Consider the following 15,459-nt stretch of genomic DNA (forward strand, 5'->3'; position numbering starts at 1 on the left):
CTGCATGCACCTATTGCGATGACAGAAGGTTTACGTTTCGCAATTCGGGAAGGTGGCCGTACAGTAGGCGCCGGTGTTGTTGCGAAAATTATCGAGTAAGAAGTGTAAATGTGTGTTGGCATGAATTCTTCGAATTCATGCCAATAAAATTTAGGCCAGTAGCTCAATTGGCAGAGTGGCGGTCTCCAAAACCGCAGGTTGGGGGTTCGATTCCCTCCTGGCCTGCCAACTACCAAGTAAATATGAAAAGTTCAAACGAAAATCAAAGTAACATAAAAGATATACTATCTTGGTTGGCTGTAGTATTAATTACTGCAGGCGCTTTTTTTTGTACCTATTATTACACTTTTTCAGGTCCAATTCAGTCTATAGTTTGGCTTGGTTGGTTATTGACGACCTTGTTCCTTGGATATTTGACCACTACCGGTAAACGAGTTTTTGTTTTCGCACAAGAAGCCAAAATCGAATTACTTAAAGTAGTCTGGCCAACTCGTCATGAAACAGTACAAACAACAATTATAGTAATGGTTATGGTTACATTAACTGGATTCATACTCTGGGGAGTTGATTCGTTAATGATGTGGGCTATAGCTAAAATAACACATTTAGGGTGAATATGGTGGACGAACACAAAGTAAAACAGTGGTACGTTGTGCATGCCTATTCAGGATATGAAAATTTTGTTATGCGTGAGATAACATCGCGTGCATTACACCATAATCTACAAGATAAAATAGGTGAAGTTGTAGTACCATCTGAAGAAGTGGTTGAAATGCGCTCTGGTCAGAAACGTAAAAGCACACGTAAATTTTTTCCGGGCTATGTTTTGGTCAACATGGTAATGGATGATCAAACTTGGCATATGGTGCGTGCGATTCCCAGGGTATTAGGATTTATCGGCGGAACCAGTCAAACACCAACACCAATATCTGACAAAGAAGCTCGTGCTATTATGCAACGCGTTGAAGACGGTGTTACAAAACCAAGACCCAAGATACTATTCGAACCGGGTGAGGTTATTCGTGTTAAAGAAGGACCCTTTGTGGACTTCAACGGTGTAGTTGAAGAAGTAAATTATGAGAAAAACAGATTAAGAGTTGCTGTATTGATTTTTGGCCGCTCCACACCTGTTGAACTTGAATTCAGTCAAGTTGAAAAAACATAGAAGTCAATTAAGAAGATTCCTATAGAATAAGATCCTGATAATGTATTTAACCTGATCAGTATTTAAAGTTTTATAAAACCGGGGAGCTAGGACTTAATAGAATAAATTTATCTATAAAAGCTAGTGCATGACCCATAAGGAGTAACCATGGCAAAAAAAGTAGAAGCATATATAAAATTACAGATTCCAGCGGGTAAAGCGAATCCTAGTCCACCAGTAGGTCCTGCATTAGGACAACGTGGTGTTAATATCATGGAATTTTGCAAAGCGTTCAATGCTGCAACACAGCAAATGGAACAAGGCTTGCCAACTCCTGTTGTGATTACAGTATATAGTGATCGTAGTTTTACTTTTGTTACTAAAACGCCTCCAGCATCTGTATTATTGAAAAAAGCAGCAGGTATACAAAGTGGCAGTGGTACACCTAATACTAAGAAAGTAGCTAAGCTACACGTCAGTAAACTTGAAGAGATTGCTCGAATTAAGCAGCCTGACCTGACCGCAGCAGATTTAGCTGCCGCAGTTAGAAGCATTGCAGGTACTGCACGTAGCATGGGTATTGACGTTGAAGGTTTAGAATAAGGGGTTACCATGTCAAAGTTATCTAAAAAACAAAAAAAGATTATAGAAGCAGTAAAAGTTAATCATTTATATACTGTTACTGATGCTGTTGAATTATTGAAAAAATTTGCATCTACAAAATTTCGTGAAAGTTTAGATATTAGCGTTAATCTGGGCGTAGATCCTCGTAAATCTGACCAAGTAGTAAGGTCTTCTACCAATCTACCTAAAGGTACAGGTAAAACTGTACGTGTTGCAGTATTTGCACAAGGTGATAATGCAGCAAAAGCGAAAGCAGCTGGAGCTGATATTGTAGGATTTGAAGATCTGGCCGACCAAATTAAAGCTGGTTCTATGGATTTCGATGTCGTAATTGCAACTACGGATGCTATGCGAATCGTTGGTCAATTAGGTCAAATTCTTGGTCCAAGAGGCTTGATGCCAAATCCAAAAGTTGGAACTGTAACTACCAATGTTGAAGCTGCTGTTAATGATGCTAAATCTGGACAAGTTCGATATCGTACTGATAAAAACGGTATTATTCACTGTTCAGTAGGTAAAGCTGATTTTGCTGCTGAAGATGTGTTGGAAAATATAGTTGCATTGATAAATGATCTGAAAAAAGCGAAACCTGCTTCTTCAAAAGGACAATATTTGAAGAAAGTTTCACTATCTACTACAATGGGACCTGGAATACCTATTGATATTTCATCAATACCTGTGTAACATTACATCCCATTTTTAAGAATTCACGGCATAGATTTGGTTCCATGCCGTCGAAGACCGCAGGTGCATAAGCTTAATTTCCTGCGCAGACGGTGAACCGGCTCCTTCTAAAGAGACGGCCACCATAACTGTCAAATCCTTGTGATTTGTACACATTAGGAGGTCAGTAACGTGACATTAAATTTAGCTGCAAAAAAAGCCGTTGTTGAAGAAGTGACTGCAGTCGCGTCTAAGGCTATTTCAGCAGTGGTTGCTGATTATCGAGGTTTAACTGTTAATCAAATGACGCATTTGCGTAGTGAAGCTCGTAAATCTGGTGTTTATCTTAGAGTTGTAAGAAATACTTTAACAAGAAGAGCATTTAAAAACACCGAATTTGAGTGCTTGAACGACTTACTGGTAGGTCCGTTGTTCATCGCTTTATCACTGGAAGCACCAAGTGATGCGGCTAGACTACTTAAAGAGTTTTCCAAGACATTTGAGAAACTTGAGATTAAAGCATTATCAGTAGGTGGCAAAGTATACAGCGCTAATCAAATTGATGCTGTTGCAAGCTTGCCAACACGTGATGAAGCTATAGCCAAGTTGATGTATGTCATGAAAGCGCCAATTGAGAAATTTGTCCGTACTCTTGCTGAACCGCACGCCAAATTGGTGAGAACGGTAGCAGCAGTTAAAGATAAAAAAGCAGGATAACCCCGCTTAATCATTAATTAATTTTAAACTAGGAGCTAGTAATGGCTGTGTCAAAAAATGATATTTTAGAAACAATTTCCAATATGTCAGTTATGGAAGTTGTAGAGTTAATCGAAGCAATGGAAGAGAAATTCAATGTTTCTGCTGCCGCTGCTGCTGTAGCTGTTGCCGCACCTGCTGCTGCCGCTGCCGCTGCTGAAGAGCAAACAGAATTTACAGTTGTTATGTCAAGCTTCGGCGCTAACAAAGTTGGCGTAATTAAAGTAATTCGTGGATTAACAGGTCTTGGTTTGAAAGAAGCTAAAGATTTGGTAGAAGGTGCTCCTTCAACTGTTAAAGAAGGTGTATCAAAAGACGAAGCTGCAAGCATCAAGAAAGAGCTTGAAGAAGCTGGTGCTACAGTTGAAGTTAAATAATTAAGATATATATGTAATTTAGGAACCCAGCCATGTTTACATGGCTGGGTTTACGTGTTTGAAGTCATCAATAATTTACAGAGGAATCACCATGGCCGTTGCAGAAGCTAAACCTCAATATTCACATGCTGAGAAGAAACGATTTCGCAAAAGCTTTGGTAAGCAGACCGATAAAATGGCAATACCAAATCTGCTTGAAATCCAACTAAAATCCTACAGGGATTTTCTCCAAACTGATTGTAAATTGAGTGAGCATCTTAATACTGGGTTACATGCTGCATTCTCTTCTGTATTTCCTATAGAAAGTTTTTCAGGTAATGCACGATTGGAATATGTAGGTTATAAATTAGGCGAACCTGCATTTGATGTAAGAGAATGTAAATTAAGAGGTTTGACTTATTCAGCGCCATTAAGGGTCAAAATAAGACTTGTTGTTCTTGATAAAGATGCAAGCGATGATCCTAAGCCAGTTAAAGATATTCGAGAACAAGATGTATTCATGGGTGAAATACCCTTAATGACAGATGTAGGTACCTTTGTAGTAAATGGTACAGAGAGAGTTGTCGTATCTCAGTTGCATCGTTCACCCGGCGTTATATTTGAGCATAATAAAGGCAAAACACACTCATCAGGAAAGCTACTTTACTCTGCGAGAATCATTCCTTATCGTGGTTCATGGCTGGATTTTGAATTTGATCCAAAAGATTGCGTATACGTCAGAATCGACAGACGTCGTAAATTACCAGTAAGTATATTATTAAGAGCACTTGGTTATGAAGCCGAAGACATTCTAAGTGAATTCTTTGAGACCACAAGCTGTCATCTTAAAAATGGTGAATATCATATTGATTTAATACCTCAACGATTACGTGGAGAAATTGCATCATTTGATATTTTAGTACCAGAAACTGGCGAACTCATTGTAGAACAAGGTCGTAGAATAACTGCAAGACATATTAAGCAAATGGAAAAATGTCACATGCAAGATCTAATAGTACCTAGAGACTATTTAATAGGTAAGACACTTGCTAAAAATGTAATCGATACATCAACTGGTGAGTTTATTGCTCAGGCTAACGATGAATTGACAGAAGAACTGCTGGATACAATGGCCAATAACGGTATATTACAAATTGATATGATATATACCAATGATCTGGATCATGGTTCTTATATTTCGGATACCCTTAAAATTGATCCAACATCATCCCAATTGGAAGCACTGGTAGAAATTTACCGTATGATGCGACCAGGTGAGCCACCAACCAAGGAAGCAGCTGAAGCTCTATTTAAAAATCTGTTTTTTGTTGATGATAGATATGATTTATCTGCTGTTGGTCGTATGAAATTCAATCGTCGAGTAGGACGAAAAAATGATGATGGTCCAGGAACTTTGACCAAAGAAGATATTATGGCTGTTATCAAAACTTTAATCGATATTAGAAATGGTATCGGTATGGTTGATGATATAGATCATTTAGGAAATCGAAGAGTACGAAGTGTTGGTGAAATGGCAGAAAATCAATTCAGAGTTGGATTGGTGCGTGTTGAGCGAGCTGTTAAAGAGCGATTGAGTCTTGTAGAATCTGAAAATCTGATGCCACAGGATTTAATTAATGCAAAACCAGTATCTGCTGCTGTAAAGGAGTTCTTTGGTTCCAGCCAATTATCACAGTTTATGGATCAGGTGAATCCATTATCTGGTGTTACTCACAAACGACGTGTTTCTGCGCTAGGCCCAGGTGGATTAACAAGAGAACGAGCCGGATTTGAAGTTCGTGACGTTCATACCACTCACTATGGTAGAGTGTGTCCAATTGAAACGCCTGAAGGACCAAACATTGGATTAATTAATTCATTGTCTGTTTATGCAAGAACTAATGACTATGGTTTTATTGAAACTCCATGCCGTAAAGTAATTAACGGTCGGGTTACTGATGATATTGAATATTTATCAGCTATAGAAGAAGTTGATCAGTATATTGCTCAATCAAGTGTTGCTCTTGATGAAGAAGGAAATATTCTTGCAGATTTGGTGCCTTGTAGGCATCAAAATGAATTTTCTCTGACTACTCCTGATAAAATTAATTATATGGATGTGTCTCCAAAGCAAATTGTATCAGTAGCTGCATCATTGATTCCTTTCCTTGAGCATGATGACGCGAACCGCGCTTTGATGGGTTCAAACATGCAACGCCAGGCAGTACCTACGCTTCGATCTGAAAAGCCACTTGTCGGTACTGGAATGGAGCGAATAGTTGCTTCCGATTCAGGCGTATCTGTAGTCGCCAAACGTGGAGGTATAATCGATTTAGTAGATGCTTCACGTATCGTTGTACGAGTTAATGATGATGAAACCACTGCTGGTGAAACCGGGGTCGATATTTATAACCTGACGAAATATTTCCGTTCTAATCAGGATACATGTATTAATCAGCGGCCTATTGTTTCAACTGGTGATACTATCCAACGAGGCGATGTATTAGCGGATGGACCTTGTACTGATATGGGTGAACTCGCATTAGGCCAAAATCTTCTGGTTGCCTTTATGCCATGGAATGGATATAACTTTGAGGATTCGATTCTTTTATCTGAACGAATTGTACAGGATGACAGGTTTACTACAATTCATATTGAAGAGTTGACGTGTATTGCTCGAGATACTAAGTTAGGTACAGAAGAAATCACAGCAGATATTCCTAATGTTGGTGAGTCAGCTTTATCGAATCTAGATGAATCTGGTGTCGTATATATAGGTGCTGAAGTTAATGCCGGCGATATATTAGTTGGAAAGGTTACTCCAAAAGGAGAAACCCAGTTAACTCCGGAAGAAAAATTGCTAAGAGCGATTTTCGGTGAAAAAGCATCTGATGTTAAAGACTCATCACTTCGTGTTCCTTCAGGTATGAATGGTACTGTTATCGATGTACAAGTATTTACCCGCGATGGACTGGATAAAGATGCCAGAGCTAAAAGTATTGAAGAAGAACATCTGGCTCGGGTTCGTAAGGACTTAATTGATGAGCGACGTATTCGTGAAGAAGACATCTATCATCGAGTATCTAATTTACTATTAGACAAAGAAGCAACAGGTGGTCCTGCCAATCTTAAACCAGGTTCCAAGATTACTCAGGATTACCTGCATAATGTAGACAGAGAGAAGTGGTTTGACATACGACTGGATAATGACTCAATCAGTCAGCAGTTAGAACAATTGTCTAAACAATTGGAGCTGTTATCTAAGGAAATGGAAAAACGTTTTAACGACAGTCGCAAAAAGATTATTCAAGGCGATGACCTTGCACCGGGTGTTCTAAAAATTGTTAAGGTTTATTTGGCAGTTAAAAGAAGAATTCAGCCAGGTGATAAGATGGCGGGTCGACATGGAAATAAAGGGGTAATCTCTATTGTAGTTCCTGTCGAAGATATGCCACATATGGAAGACGGTACGGCAGTAGACATAGTACTTAATCCATTAGGCGTACCGTCTCGTATGAATATCGGTCAGGTATTGGAAACGCATCTAGGCCTTGCGGCTAAAGGTTTAGGACATAAAGTAGCTCAATTACTGGATAGTAAGAAATCAGCTGCTGAAATAAGATCGTTCCTATTACAGATATACAACCATGATGGTGTGCAACGAGTAAATCTTGATTGTCTCAACGATGAAGAGTTATTTAGGTTGGCAGACAATCTGCGGTCTGGCGTGCCAATGGCAACACCAGTATTTGATGGCGCTTCTGAAGAAGAAATCAAAAGTATGCTTCAATTAGCAGGTTTATCACCAGACGGTAAAACAACCTTGATAGATGGCAGAACCGGCAGTAAATTTGATAATCCAGTTACTGTAGGATACATGTACATGCTGAAATTGAATCACTTGGTTGATGATAAGATGCATGCGCGGTCTACCGGATCTTACAGCCTTGTTACGCAACAACCACTCGGTGGTAAAGCTCAGTTTGGTGGACAGCGATTCGGGGAAATGGAAGTCTGGGCATTAGAAGCTTATGGTGCTGCGTATACATTACAGGAAATGTTGACTGTGAAATCAGATGACGTTGGAGGTAGAACAAAGATCTACAAAAATATAGTCGATGGAGACCATCGTATGGACCCAGGAATGCCTGAATCATTCAATGTGTTATTGAAAGAAATCAGAGCGCTGGGAATTGATATCGAGTTAGATCACGATTAACTGTTCAGCGATACATACTGACTAACCAATTTTTGGAGGCATAGACTTGGCTACTCTAAGCAACGACCCAATGAGAAAAGCACCTGTAATGAGCGATTTACTTGGCATTCTCAAACAACAAGGGCAAAGTGAAGAATTTGATGCGATTAAAATTGCATTGGCATCTCCCGAATTAATTCGTTCATGGTCCTATGGTGAAGTAAAGAAACCTGAAACTATTAACTATCGTACCTTTAAACCTGAACGAGATGGTTTATTCTGTGCCAAGACATTCGGACCAGTAAAAGACTATGAATGTTTATGTGGAAAATATAAACGATTGAAACATCGTGGTGTAATATGCGAAAAATGTGGTGTAGAACTGGCACTCGCTAAAGTACGACGTGAGCGTATGGGGCATATTGAACTAGCAAGCCCGGTTGCTCATATATGGTTCCTTAAATCACTTCCTTCAAGGATTGGTTTATTGCTTGATATGACGTTGAGAGATATTGAACGCGTTCTTTATTTTGAAGCATTCGTAGTTGTTGACCCGGGAATGACAGAGTTGGAACGCGGTCAACTGCTTAATGATGAAGTTTATCTTGATGCAATGGAACAGTATGGTGACGAATTTGATGCACGTATGGGTGCAGAAGCTATTCGTGATCTGCTTCGTCAAATTGATTTGGAAGAGGAAATTAAAAGTTTACGTGAAGAGTTGCCAACAACAAATTCCGAAACCAAAATCAAAAAAATTACCAAACGATTGAAGTTACTGGAAGCCTTCTATGAATCAGGTAATAAGCCTGAGTGGATGATCATGGATGTACTACCTGTGCTACCACCAGATCTGAGGCCTTTAGTTCCTTTGGATGGTGGACGTTTTGCAACTTCTGACTTAAATGATTTATATCGACGTGTAATTAACCGAAACAATCGATTAAAACGTCTCCTGGATCTTAATGCTCCGGATATTATTGTTCGAAATGAAAAGAGAATGTTACAGGAATCTGTCGATGCTTTATTAGATAATGGCAGAAGAGGACGAGCAATAACAGGAACAAATAAGAGACCACTTAAGTCCTTGGCTGATATGATTAAGGGTAAGCAAGGTCGTTTCCGTCAGAACCTTTTAGGTAAGCGCGTAGATTATTCAGGACGTTCGGTTATTGTTGTAGGACCTACTCTTAAATTACATCAATGCGGTTTGCCCAAAAAAATGGCTTTGGAATTGTTCAAACCTTTTATTTTCTCCAAATTGGAGTTTAGAGGTTTAGCAACAACTATTAAAGCAGCTAAAAAGATGGTTGAGCGTGAAGAGTCAGTAGTATGGGATATTCTTGATGATGTTATTCGAGAGCACCCAATCTTATTGAACCGTGCCCCAACACTGCATAGACTTGGTATCCAGGCGTTTGAACCTGTTTTGATTGAAGGGAAAGCGATACAGCTTCATCCATTAGTATGTACAGCATATAACGCTGACTTTGATGGAGACCAGATGGCAGTGCATGTGCCCTTGACTCTAGAGGCACAATTGGAAGCTCGTTCGTTAATGATGTCTACCAATAACATTTTATCACCAGCAAGCGGTGAACCTATTATTGTTCCGAGTCAGGACGTTGTACTTGGTCTGTACTATCTGACTCGTGAAAAGGTAAACGCGCTGGGAGAAGGTAAGATCTACGTCAGTGCGCAGGAAGCTCAGAATTTTTATGAATCTGGTCATCTGGATATTCATGCCAAAATTAAAATTCGTATGCCTAAAGAGGAAGAAGGTTCAACAGGCTATAATCTTGTAGAAACCACAGTAGGACGCGCAATCCTAGCTGAAATTCTACCTAAAGGTATGCCCTTTGCGCAGATCAACCGTACTATGACTAAGAAGGTAATCTCTAAAGTTATCGATAGCTGTTATAGAAATTTTGGTTTGAAAGAAACTGTTATCTTCGCAGATCAGCTGATGTATACCGGATTTAAATATGCTACTCGATCTGGTATCTCCATCGGTATTGAAGATATGGAAATACCCGAAGATAAAGCCAGTATTATTGATCATGCAGATAATGAAGTCCGTGAAATTGAATCACAATTCCGTTCTGGTTTGGTGACTAACGGTGAGCGTTATAACAAAGTAATTGATATATGGTCACGTACAAATGAATTAGTAGCGAAGTCAATGATGACTAAAATTGCTACTGAGGAAGTTGTTGATGCTAAAGGTGACAGAGTAAGACAAGAATCATTCAACCCTATTTTCATGATGGCTGACTCTGGCGCACGGGGTTCTGCGGCTCAGATAAGACAGCTGGCGGGTATGAGGGGATTGATGGCTGCGCCTGATGGTTCAATTATTGAAACTCCAATTACAGCAAACTTTAGAGAGGGATTGAACGTATTCCAATACTTTATTTCAACTCACGGAGCAAGAAAAGGTTTGGCGGATACCGCATTAAAAACTGCGAACTCTGGATATTTGACTCGACGATTGGTTGATGTGGCGCAGGATGTTGTTATTACAGAAGACGATTGCGGTGTGGATACTGGTATTTTGATGCAACCTTTGATTGAGGGTGGAGATATTGTTGAGCCACTTCATGAAAGAGTGTTAGGTCGAGTGGTTGCCGCAGATGTTTATATACCGAATCAAAGTGAGCCAGTTGTTACGGCGGGAACACTCCTTGATGAAGATTGGGTGGAGCGTCTTGAGAAACAAGGTGTTGACCAGATTATGGTTCGATCACCAATAACCTGTCAAACACGGTTTGGCTTATGTGCCAAATGTTATGGTCGTGATCTGGCACGTGGGCATCTGGTTAATACTGGAGAGGCAGTAGGCATTATTGCAGCACAGTCAATTGGTGAGCCTGGTACACAGCTAACAATGCGTACTTTCCATATTGGAGGAGCTGCATCAAGAGCAACCGCTGCGAATAACATCCAGATCAAGACAAAAGGTTTGATTCGCTTACATAATATTAAAACAGTTACCCATGAGAATAAGAATCTTGTGGCAGTCTCAAGATCAGGTGAAGTCACTATTGTTGATGAATTTGGTCGTGAACGAAAGCGATATAAATTACCTTATGGAGCTGTAATTTCGGTACAGGATAATTCTCCTGTTGAAGCTGGACAAGTAATAGCTACCTGGGATCCGCATACGCATCCAGTAATATCAGAAGTGGCTGGTAACTTAAAGTTTGTAGATTTGATTGATGGTATTACCATGAACAGGCAAACAGACGAGCTCACAGGCCTGAGTAATATAGTAATCATTGATGCGAAGCAACGTAGTGCCGCTGGCCGAGATTTAAGGCCTATGGTTAAGTTAGTAACCAATGAAGGTGAAGATATATTCCTGGCTGGGACAAACGTTCCTGCGCAGTATTATTTGCCAGTTGACGCGATTGTAAATTTTGAAGATGGCGGGCATGTTGGTATAGGAGATGTTATTGCTCGTATTCCTCAAGAACGTTCTAAGACACGTGATATTACAGGGGGTCTGCCAAGAGTAGCTGACCTATTTGAAGCGCGTAAACCTAAAGATTCAGCGGTAATGGCTGAAGTTTCAGGTCTGGTTAATTTTGGTAAGGAAACTAAAGGTAAACGAAGACTGATAATTAACGTCTCTGAAGATCAATGTCATGAAGAGTTGATACCTAAATGGCGTCATATATCAGTATTCGAAGGTGAGCATGTTGAACGCGGAGAGTTAATTGCTGAAGGTGCACTTAATCCTCATGATATATTGCGTTTGTTGGGTGTTGGTGCATTAGCAAATTACATTGTAAATGAAGTACAGGATGTATATCGATTACAAGGCGTAAAAATTAATGACAAACACATCGAAACTATAGTAAGACAAATGTTACGTAAACGAGTTATCACTTTTGCTGGGGATTCAAAATTCCTGGTAGGAGAACAGATAGAAGAAAGTGTCATGTTACAAGAAAATGACAAACTTATTGCTGAAGGAAAACAGATTGCCAGAGGAACTCCTATTTTATTAGGTATAACCAAGGCATCTCTGGCGACAGAATCATTTATTTCTGCTGCTTCTTTCCAAGAAACAACAAGGGTTCTAACTGAAGCTGCTGTCAGTGGTAAAATTGATGATTTACGTGGCTTAAAAGAAAATGTGATGGTTGGTCGCTTGATTCCTGCGGGAACAGGGTATACTTATCATCAAAGCCGAAAGGCAAAAAGAGCAAGGGCTGCAGCAGGTGGTGAGCATGCAACACATACTGTTACTGCAAGTGATGTTGAACACGCGTTAAGTGAAGCATTGAACGCGGATAATCATGATCATTAGTCTGGATTCAAAAACGGCAGATTTAAACTTGACAAATCTGCCGTACCTATATAGAATCCGGCCTCCTTATGCATTCGAAATATTCACAAGAGACAGATCGGAGTTAAGTACAAATGGCTACTATTAATCAGTTAGTAAGAAAGCCTCGTGTGGACGTAAAGAAAAAAAGTAACGTACCTGCACTAGAGTCATGTCCACAAAGACGCGGAGTTTGTACTCGCGTTTATACTACTACACCTAAAAAACCGAACTCAGCTATGCGTAAGGTTGCTCGTGTACGTTTAACTAATGGATTTGAAGTTTCATCATATATTGGTGGTGAAGGCCATAACTTACAGGAACACTCTGTTGTTCTAATTAGAGGTGGTCGTGTTAAAGACTTACCTGGTGTGCGTTATCACACAGTTCGAGGTAGTTTAGATACATCAGGAGTTAACGATCGGAAACAAGGTCGTTCTAAGTATGGTACAAAAAAACCAAAAGATAAAAAATAACTGATTGTAGGAAATTGAGATGCCAAGAAGACGAGAAGTACCCAAACGTGAAATTTTGCCAGATCCTAAACATCATAGTGAACTGCTAGCAAAATTTATTAACGTATTAATGGTCAGCGGTAAAAAATCAACTGCTGAGAAAATAATTTACGGTGCATTAACTGTACTTGATGAACGCGTAAAGAAAACTAAAAAATCTGATGAAGATAGTGGAGAGACTGGGTCAAGCGGTAATGCTGGATCAGTTCTTCGATATTTCGAAGATGCTTTGGATAATGTGCGCCCCAGCGTTGAGGTAAGATCACGACGAGTTGGTGGTGCAACATATCAGGTACCTGTTGAGGTAAGACACGATCGAAGCATCGCTTTAGGGATGCGTTGGATTGTTCAGGCTGCTCGTTCACGTGGGGAAAAAGGCATGATGCTTCGTCTGGCCGGTGAGCTGATGGATGCTTATGAAAGTAAAGGCTCTGCAGTGAAAAAACGTGAAGACACTCATAAAATGGCAAAAGCCAACCAGGCATTTGCTCATTTTAGATGGAACTAAGAGAGAGGTAGGCCGTGTCAACTCCATTGAAACTGTATAGAAACATAGGTATTGCTGCCCACGTTGATGCAGGAAAAACCACTACTACTGAGCGCGTACTGTACTACACCGGTATGTCTCATAAGATTGGTGAAGTTCATGACGGAGCTGCTACTATGGACTGGATGGTTCAGGAGCAGGAACGCGGCATTACAATTACCTCTGCAGCTACAACATGCTACTGGTCCGGTATGGATAAGCAGTTTGAACCCCATCGTATCAATATTATCGATACTCCGGGACACGTAGACTTTATGATTGAAGTTGAACGATCTTTACGTGTATTAGATGGTGCTATAGTTGTATTTGATTCTGTGTCAGGTGTGGAACCACAATCTGAAACTGTATGGCGCCAGGCAAACAAATACGGTGTTCCAAGGATCGTTTTCGTAAACAAAATGGATAGAATGGGCGCAAACTTCCATCGAGTAGTGACCCAAATTAAACAACGACTAGGTTCTACTCCAGTTGTTGTTCAGCTTCCGATTGGTGCCGAAGAAGAGTTCAAAGGGGTCATTGACATCATCAAAATGAAAGCGATTCATTGGGATGAAGAAAACAAAGGAATGACTTTTAAGTACATGGATATCCCTTCCGAGTTGAAAGGTGAGTGCGAAGAGTATCGTGCATTAATCATTGAAGCTGCTGCAGAAGCATCAGAAGAATTGATGGGAAAATATCTTGAAGGTGAAGAGTTCACAGAAGCTGAAATTAAAAAAGCATTACGTCATTTAACAGTTACTAACAAAATTGTTCCTGTATTTTGCGGTTCTGCTTTTAAAAATAAGGGTGTGCAAGCAGTTCTTGATGGAGTCATTGAGTATCTACCATCACCAACTGATATTCCTGATATTCAAGGTATAGATGAAGACGGTAATGAAACACATCGTAAAACAAGTTATGATGCTCCGTTTTCTGCATTAGCTTTTAAAATTGCTACCGATCCATTTGTAGGTACACTAACCTATTTCAGAGCTTACTCTGGGATCTTAAAATGTGGCGATACAATTTATAACTCTGTGAAAGGGAAAAAAGAACGCATTGGTCGACTACTACAAATGCACGCTAATTCCCGTGAAGAAATTAAAGAAGTTAGAGCGGGTGATATTGCTGCAGCTGTTGGACTCAAAACAGTTATGACAGGTGATACACTTTGTGATCAGGATCATGTAGTAATCCTGGAACGTATGGATTTCCCAGATCCTGTTATTGCCGTTGCTGTGGAACCAAGAACCAAAGCGGACCAGGAAAAAATGGGTATCGCTTTAGGCAAGTTGGCTCAAGAAGATCCATCGTTCAGAGTACATACTGATGAAGAGTCTGGTCAAACAATTATCGAAGGAATGGGCGAGCTCCATCTTGAAATTATTGTTGATCGAATGAAAAGAGAGTTCAATGTCGAAGCAAATGTTGGTAAACCACAAGTTGCATATCGTGAAACATTGAGACAATCTGTAGAGCAAGAAGGTAAGTTTGTAAGACAATCCGGCGGGCGCGGACAGTATGGTCATGTCTGGTTGAAAATTGAACCTCAAGAACCTGGTACAGGTTATGAGTTTATCAACGCTATTGTTGGTGGTGTTATTCCTAAGGAATATATTCCAGCTGTTGATAAAGGGGTCCAAGAACAATTACAAAATGGTGTTATTGCTGGGTATCCAGTGGTAGATGTGAAAGTAACTCTATTTGATGGTTCATTCCATGAAGTAGATTCTAGTGAAATGGCGTTCAAAATTGCTGGATCTCAGTGCTTCAAGCAAGGTGCTTTAAAAGCCAAGCCAGTTTTGCTTGAGCCTATTATGGCTGTAGAAGTCGTTACTCCTGAGGACTACATGGGCGATGTTATGGGTGACCTTAACAGACGTCGTGGATTGGTACAGGGAATGGAAGACTCTCCAGCGGGTAAAATTGTTAGGGCAGAAGTTCCACTTGCAGAGATGTTTGGTTATTCAACCGATTTACGTTCTGCTACTCAAGGAAGAGCAACGTATACGATGGAATTTTCTAAGTACGCTGAGGCACCAAATAATATTGCTGAAGCAATTATCAAGAAACAATAAAAAGTTAATGAGGTTATTGAAATGGCGAAGGAAAAATTTGAGCGTAAAAAGCCACACGTAAATGTGGGGACGATTGGTCACGTAGATCATGGTAAAACAACTTTGACAGCTGCGATTACAACAATCATGGCTAAGAAGTATGGTGGTACTGCTAAAGCGTACGATCAGATTGATGCTGCGCCGGAAGAAAGAGAACGTGGAATCACCATTTCTACAGCACACGTAGAATATGAATCTGCTAACCGTCACTATGCACACGTGGA

General features: G+C 40.1%; 13 protein-coding genes and 1 tRNA gene. All 14 read left to right on the forward strand.

What is annotated here, in order from left to right; genetic code table 11:
* The coding region (locus tag Lqua_RS17880) for an EF-Tu C-terminal domain-related protein (RefSeq protein WP_202972746.1) at positions 1-99 on the forward strand (99 nt) is incomplete at its 5' end.
* A gap of 53 nt (positions 100-152) precedes the next feature.
* Positions 153-228 (forward strand) — tRNA-Trp (locus tag Lqua_RS04565).
* A gap of 14 nt (positions 229-242) precedes the next feature.
* The gene (gene secE / locus Lqua_RS04570; RefSeq protein WP_058473109.1) at positions 243-614 is read left to right on the forward strand and encodes a preprotein translocase subunit SecE; all 372 of its coding nucleotides are present in this window, start codon (positions 243-245) and stop codon (positions 612-614) included.
* A gap of 2 nt (positions 615-616) precedes the next feature.
* Positions 617-1,165, forward strand: coding sequence for a transcription termination/antitermination protein NusG (gene nusG / locus Lqua_RS04575; RefSeq protein ID WP_058473110.1), 549 nt, complete (start codon positions 617-619; stop codon positions 1,163-1,165).
* A 147-nt stretch (positions 1,166-1,312) separates the two neighbouring features.
* A complete protein-coding gene (gene rplK, locus Lqua_RS04580; protein ID WP_058473111.1) occupies positions 1,313-1,747 on the forward strand; it encodes a 50S ribosomal protein L11 in 435 nt (144 codons plus the stop codon).
* A 9-nt stretch (positions 1,748-1,756) separates the two neighbouring features.
* On the forward strand, positions 1,757-2,452 hold the full coding sequence (gene rplA / locus Lqua_RS04585; protein ID WP_058473112.1) for a 50S ribosomal protein L1: 696 nt from the start codon (positions 1,757-1,759) through the stop codon (positions 2,450-2,452).
* Positions 2,453-2,623: 171 nt separating this feature from the next.
* Complete coding sequence (gene rplJ / locus Lqua_RS04590; RefSeq protein ID WP_058473113.1) at positions 2,624-3,148, forward strand: 50S ribosomal protein L10; 525 nt, start codon at positions 2,624-2,626, stop codon at positions 3,146-3,148.
* A 41-nt stretch (positions 3,149-3,189) separates the two neighbouring features.
* Positions 3,190-3,564: a 50S ribosomal protein L7/L12 gene (rplL, locus tag Lqua_RS04595; protein ID WP_058473114.1), complete on the forward strand. Its 375-nt coding sequence runs from the start codon at positions 3,190-3,192 to the stop codon at positions 3,562-3,564.
* A gap of 91 nt (positions 3,565-3,655) precedes the next feature.
* On the forward strand, positions 3,656-7,762 hold the full coding sequence (gene rpoB, locus Lqua_RS04600; RefSeq protein WP_058473115.1) for a DNA-directed RNA polymerase subunit beta: 4,107 nt from the start codon (positions 3,656-3,658) through the stop codon (positions 7,760-7,762).
* Between the two features lie 88 nt (positions 7,763-7,850).
* On the forward strand, positions 7,851-12,056 hold the full coding sequence (rpoC, locus tag Lqua_RS04605) for a DNA-directed RNA polymerase subunit beta' (RefSeq protein ID WP_058473118.1): 4,206 nt from the start codon (positions 7,851-7,853) through the stop codon (positions 12,054-12,056).
* A gap of 113 nt (positions 12,057-12,169) precedes the next feature.
* On the forward strand, positions 12,170-12,550 hold the full coding sequence (gene rpsL / locus Lqua_RS04610; protein WP_010654837.1) for a 30S ribosomal protein S12: 381 nt from the start codon (positions 12,170-12,172) through the stop codon (positions 12,548-12,550).
* Between the two features lie 19 nt (positions 12,551-12,569).
* Positions 12,570-13,097, forward strand: coding sequence for a 30S ribosomal protein S7 (gene rpsG, locus Lqua_RS04615; RefSeq protein ID WP_058473116.1), 528 nt, complete (start codon positions 12,570-12,572; stop codon positions 13,095-13,097).
* Between the two features lie 14 nt (positions 13,098-13,111).
* Positions 13,112-15,196 carry an elongation factor G gene (fusA, locus tag Lqua_RS04620; protein WP_058473117.1) on the forward strand — a complete coding sequence of 695 codons (2,085 nt, stop codon included), beginning with the start codon at positions 13,112-13,114 and terminating at the stop codon, positions 15,194-15,196.
* A 21-nt stretch (positions 15,197-15,217) separates the two neighbouring features.
* Positions 15,218-15,459: GTP-binding protein (locus tag Lqua_RS04625; RefSeq protein ID WP_238585535.1), on the forward strand; the 242-nt coding region annotated here is incomplete at its 3' end.

Origin of the sequence: Legionella quateirensis, from assembly GCF_001467955.1 — a bacterium.
In the GTDB taxonomy this organism is placed as follows: Bacteria; Pseudomonadota; Gammaproteobacteria; order Legionellales; family Legionellaceae; genus Legionella; species Legionella quateirensis.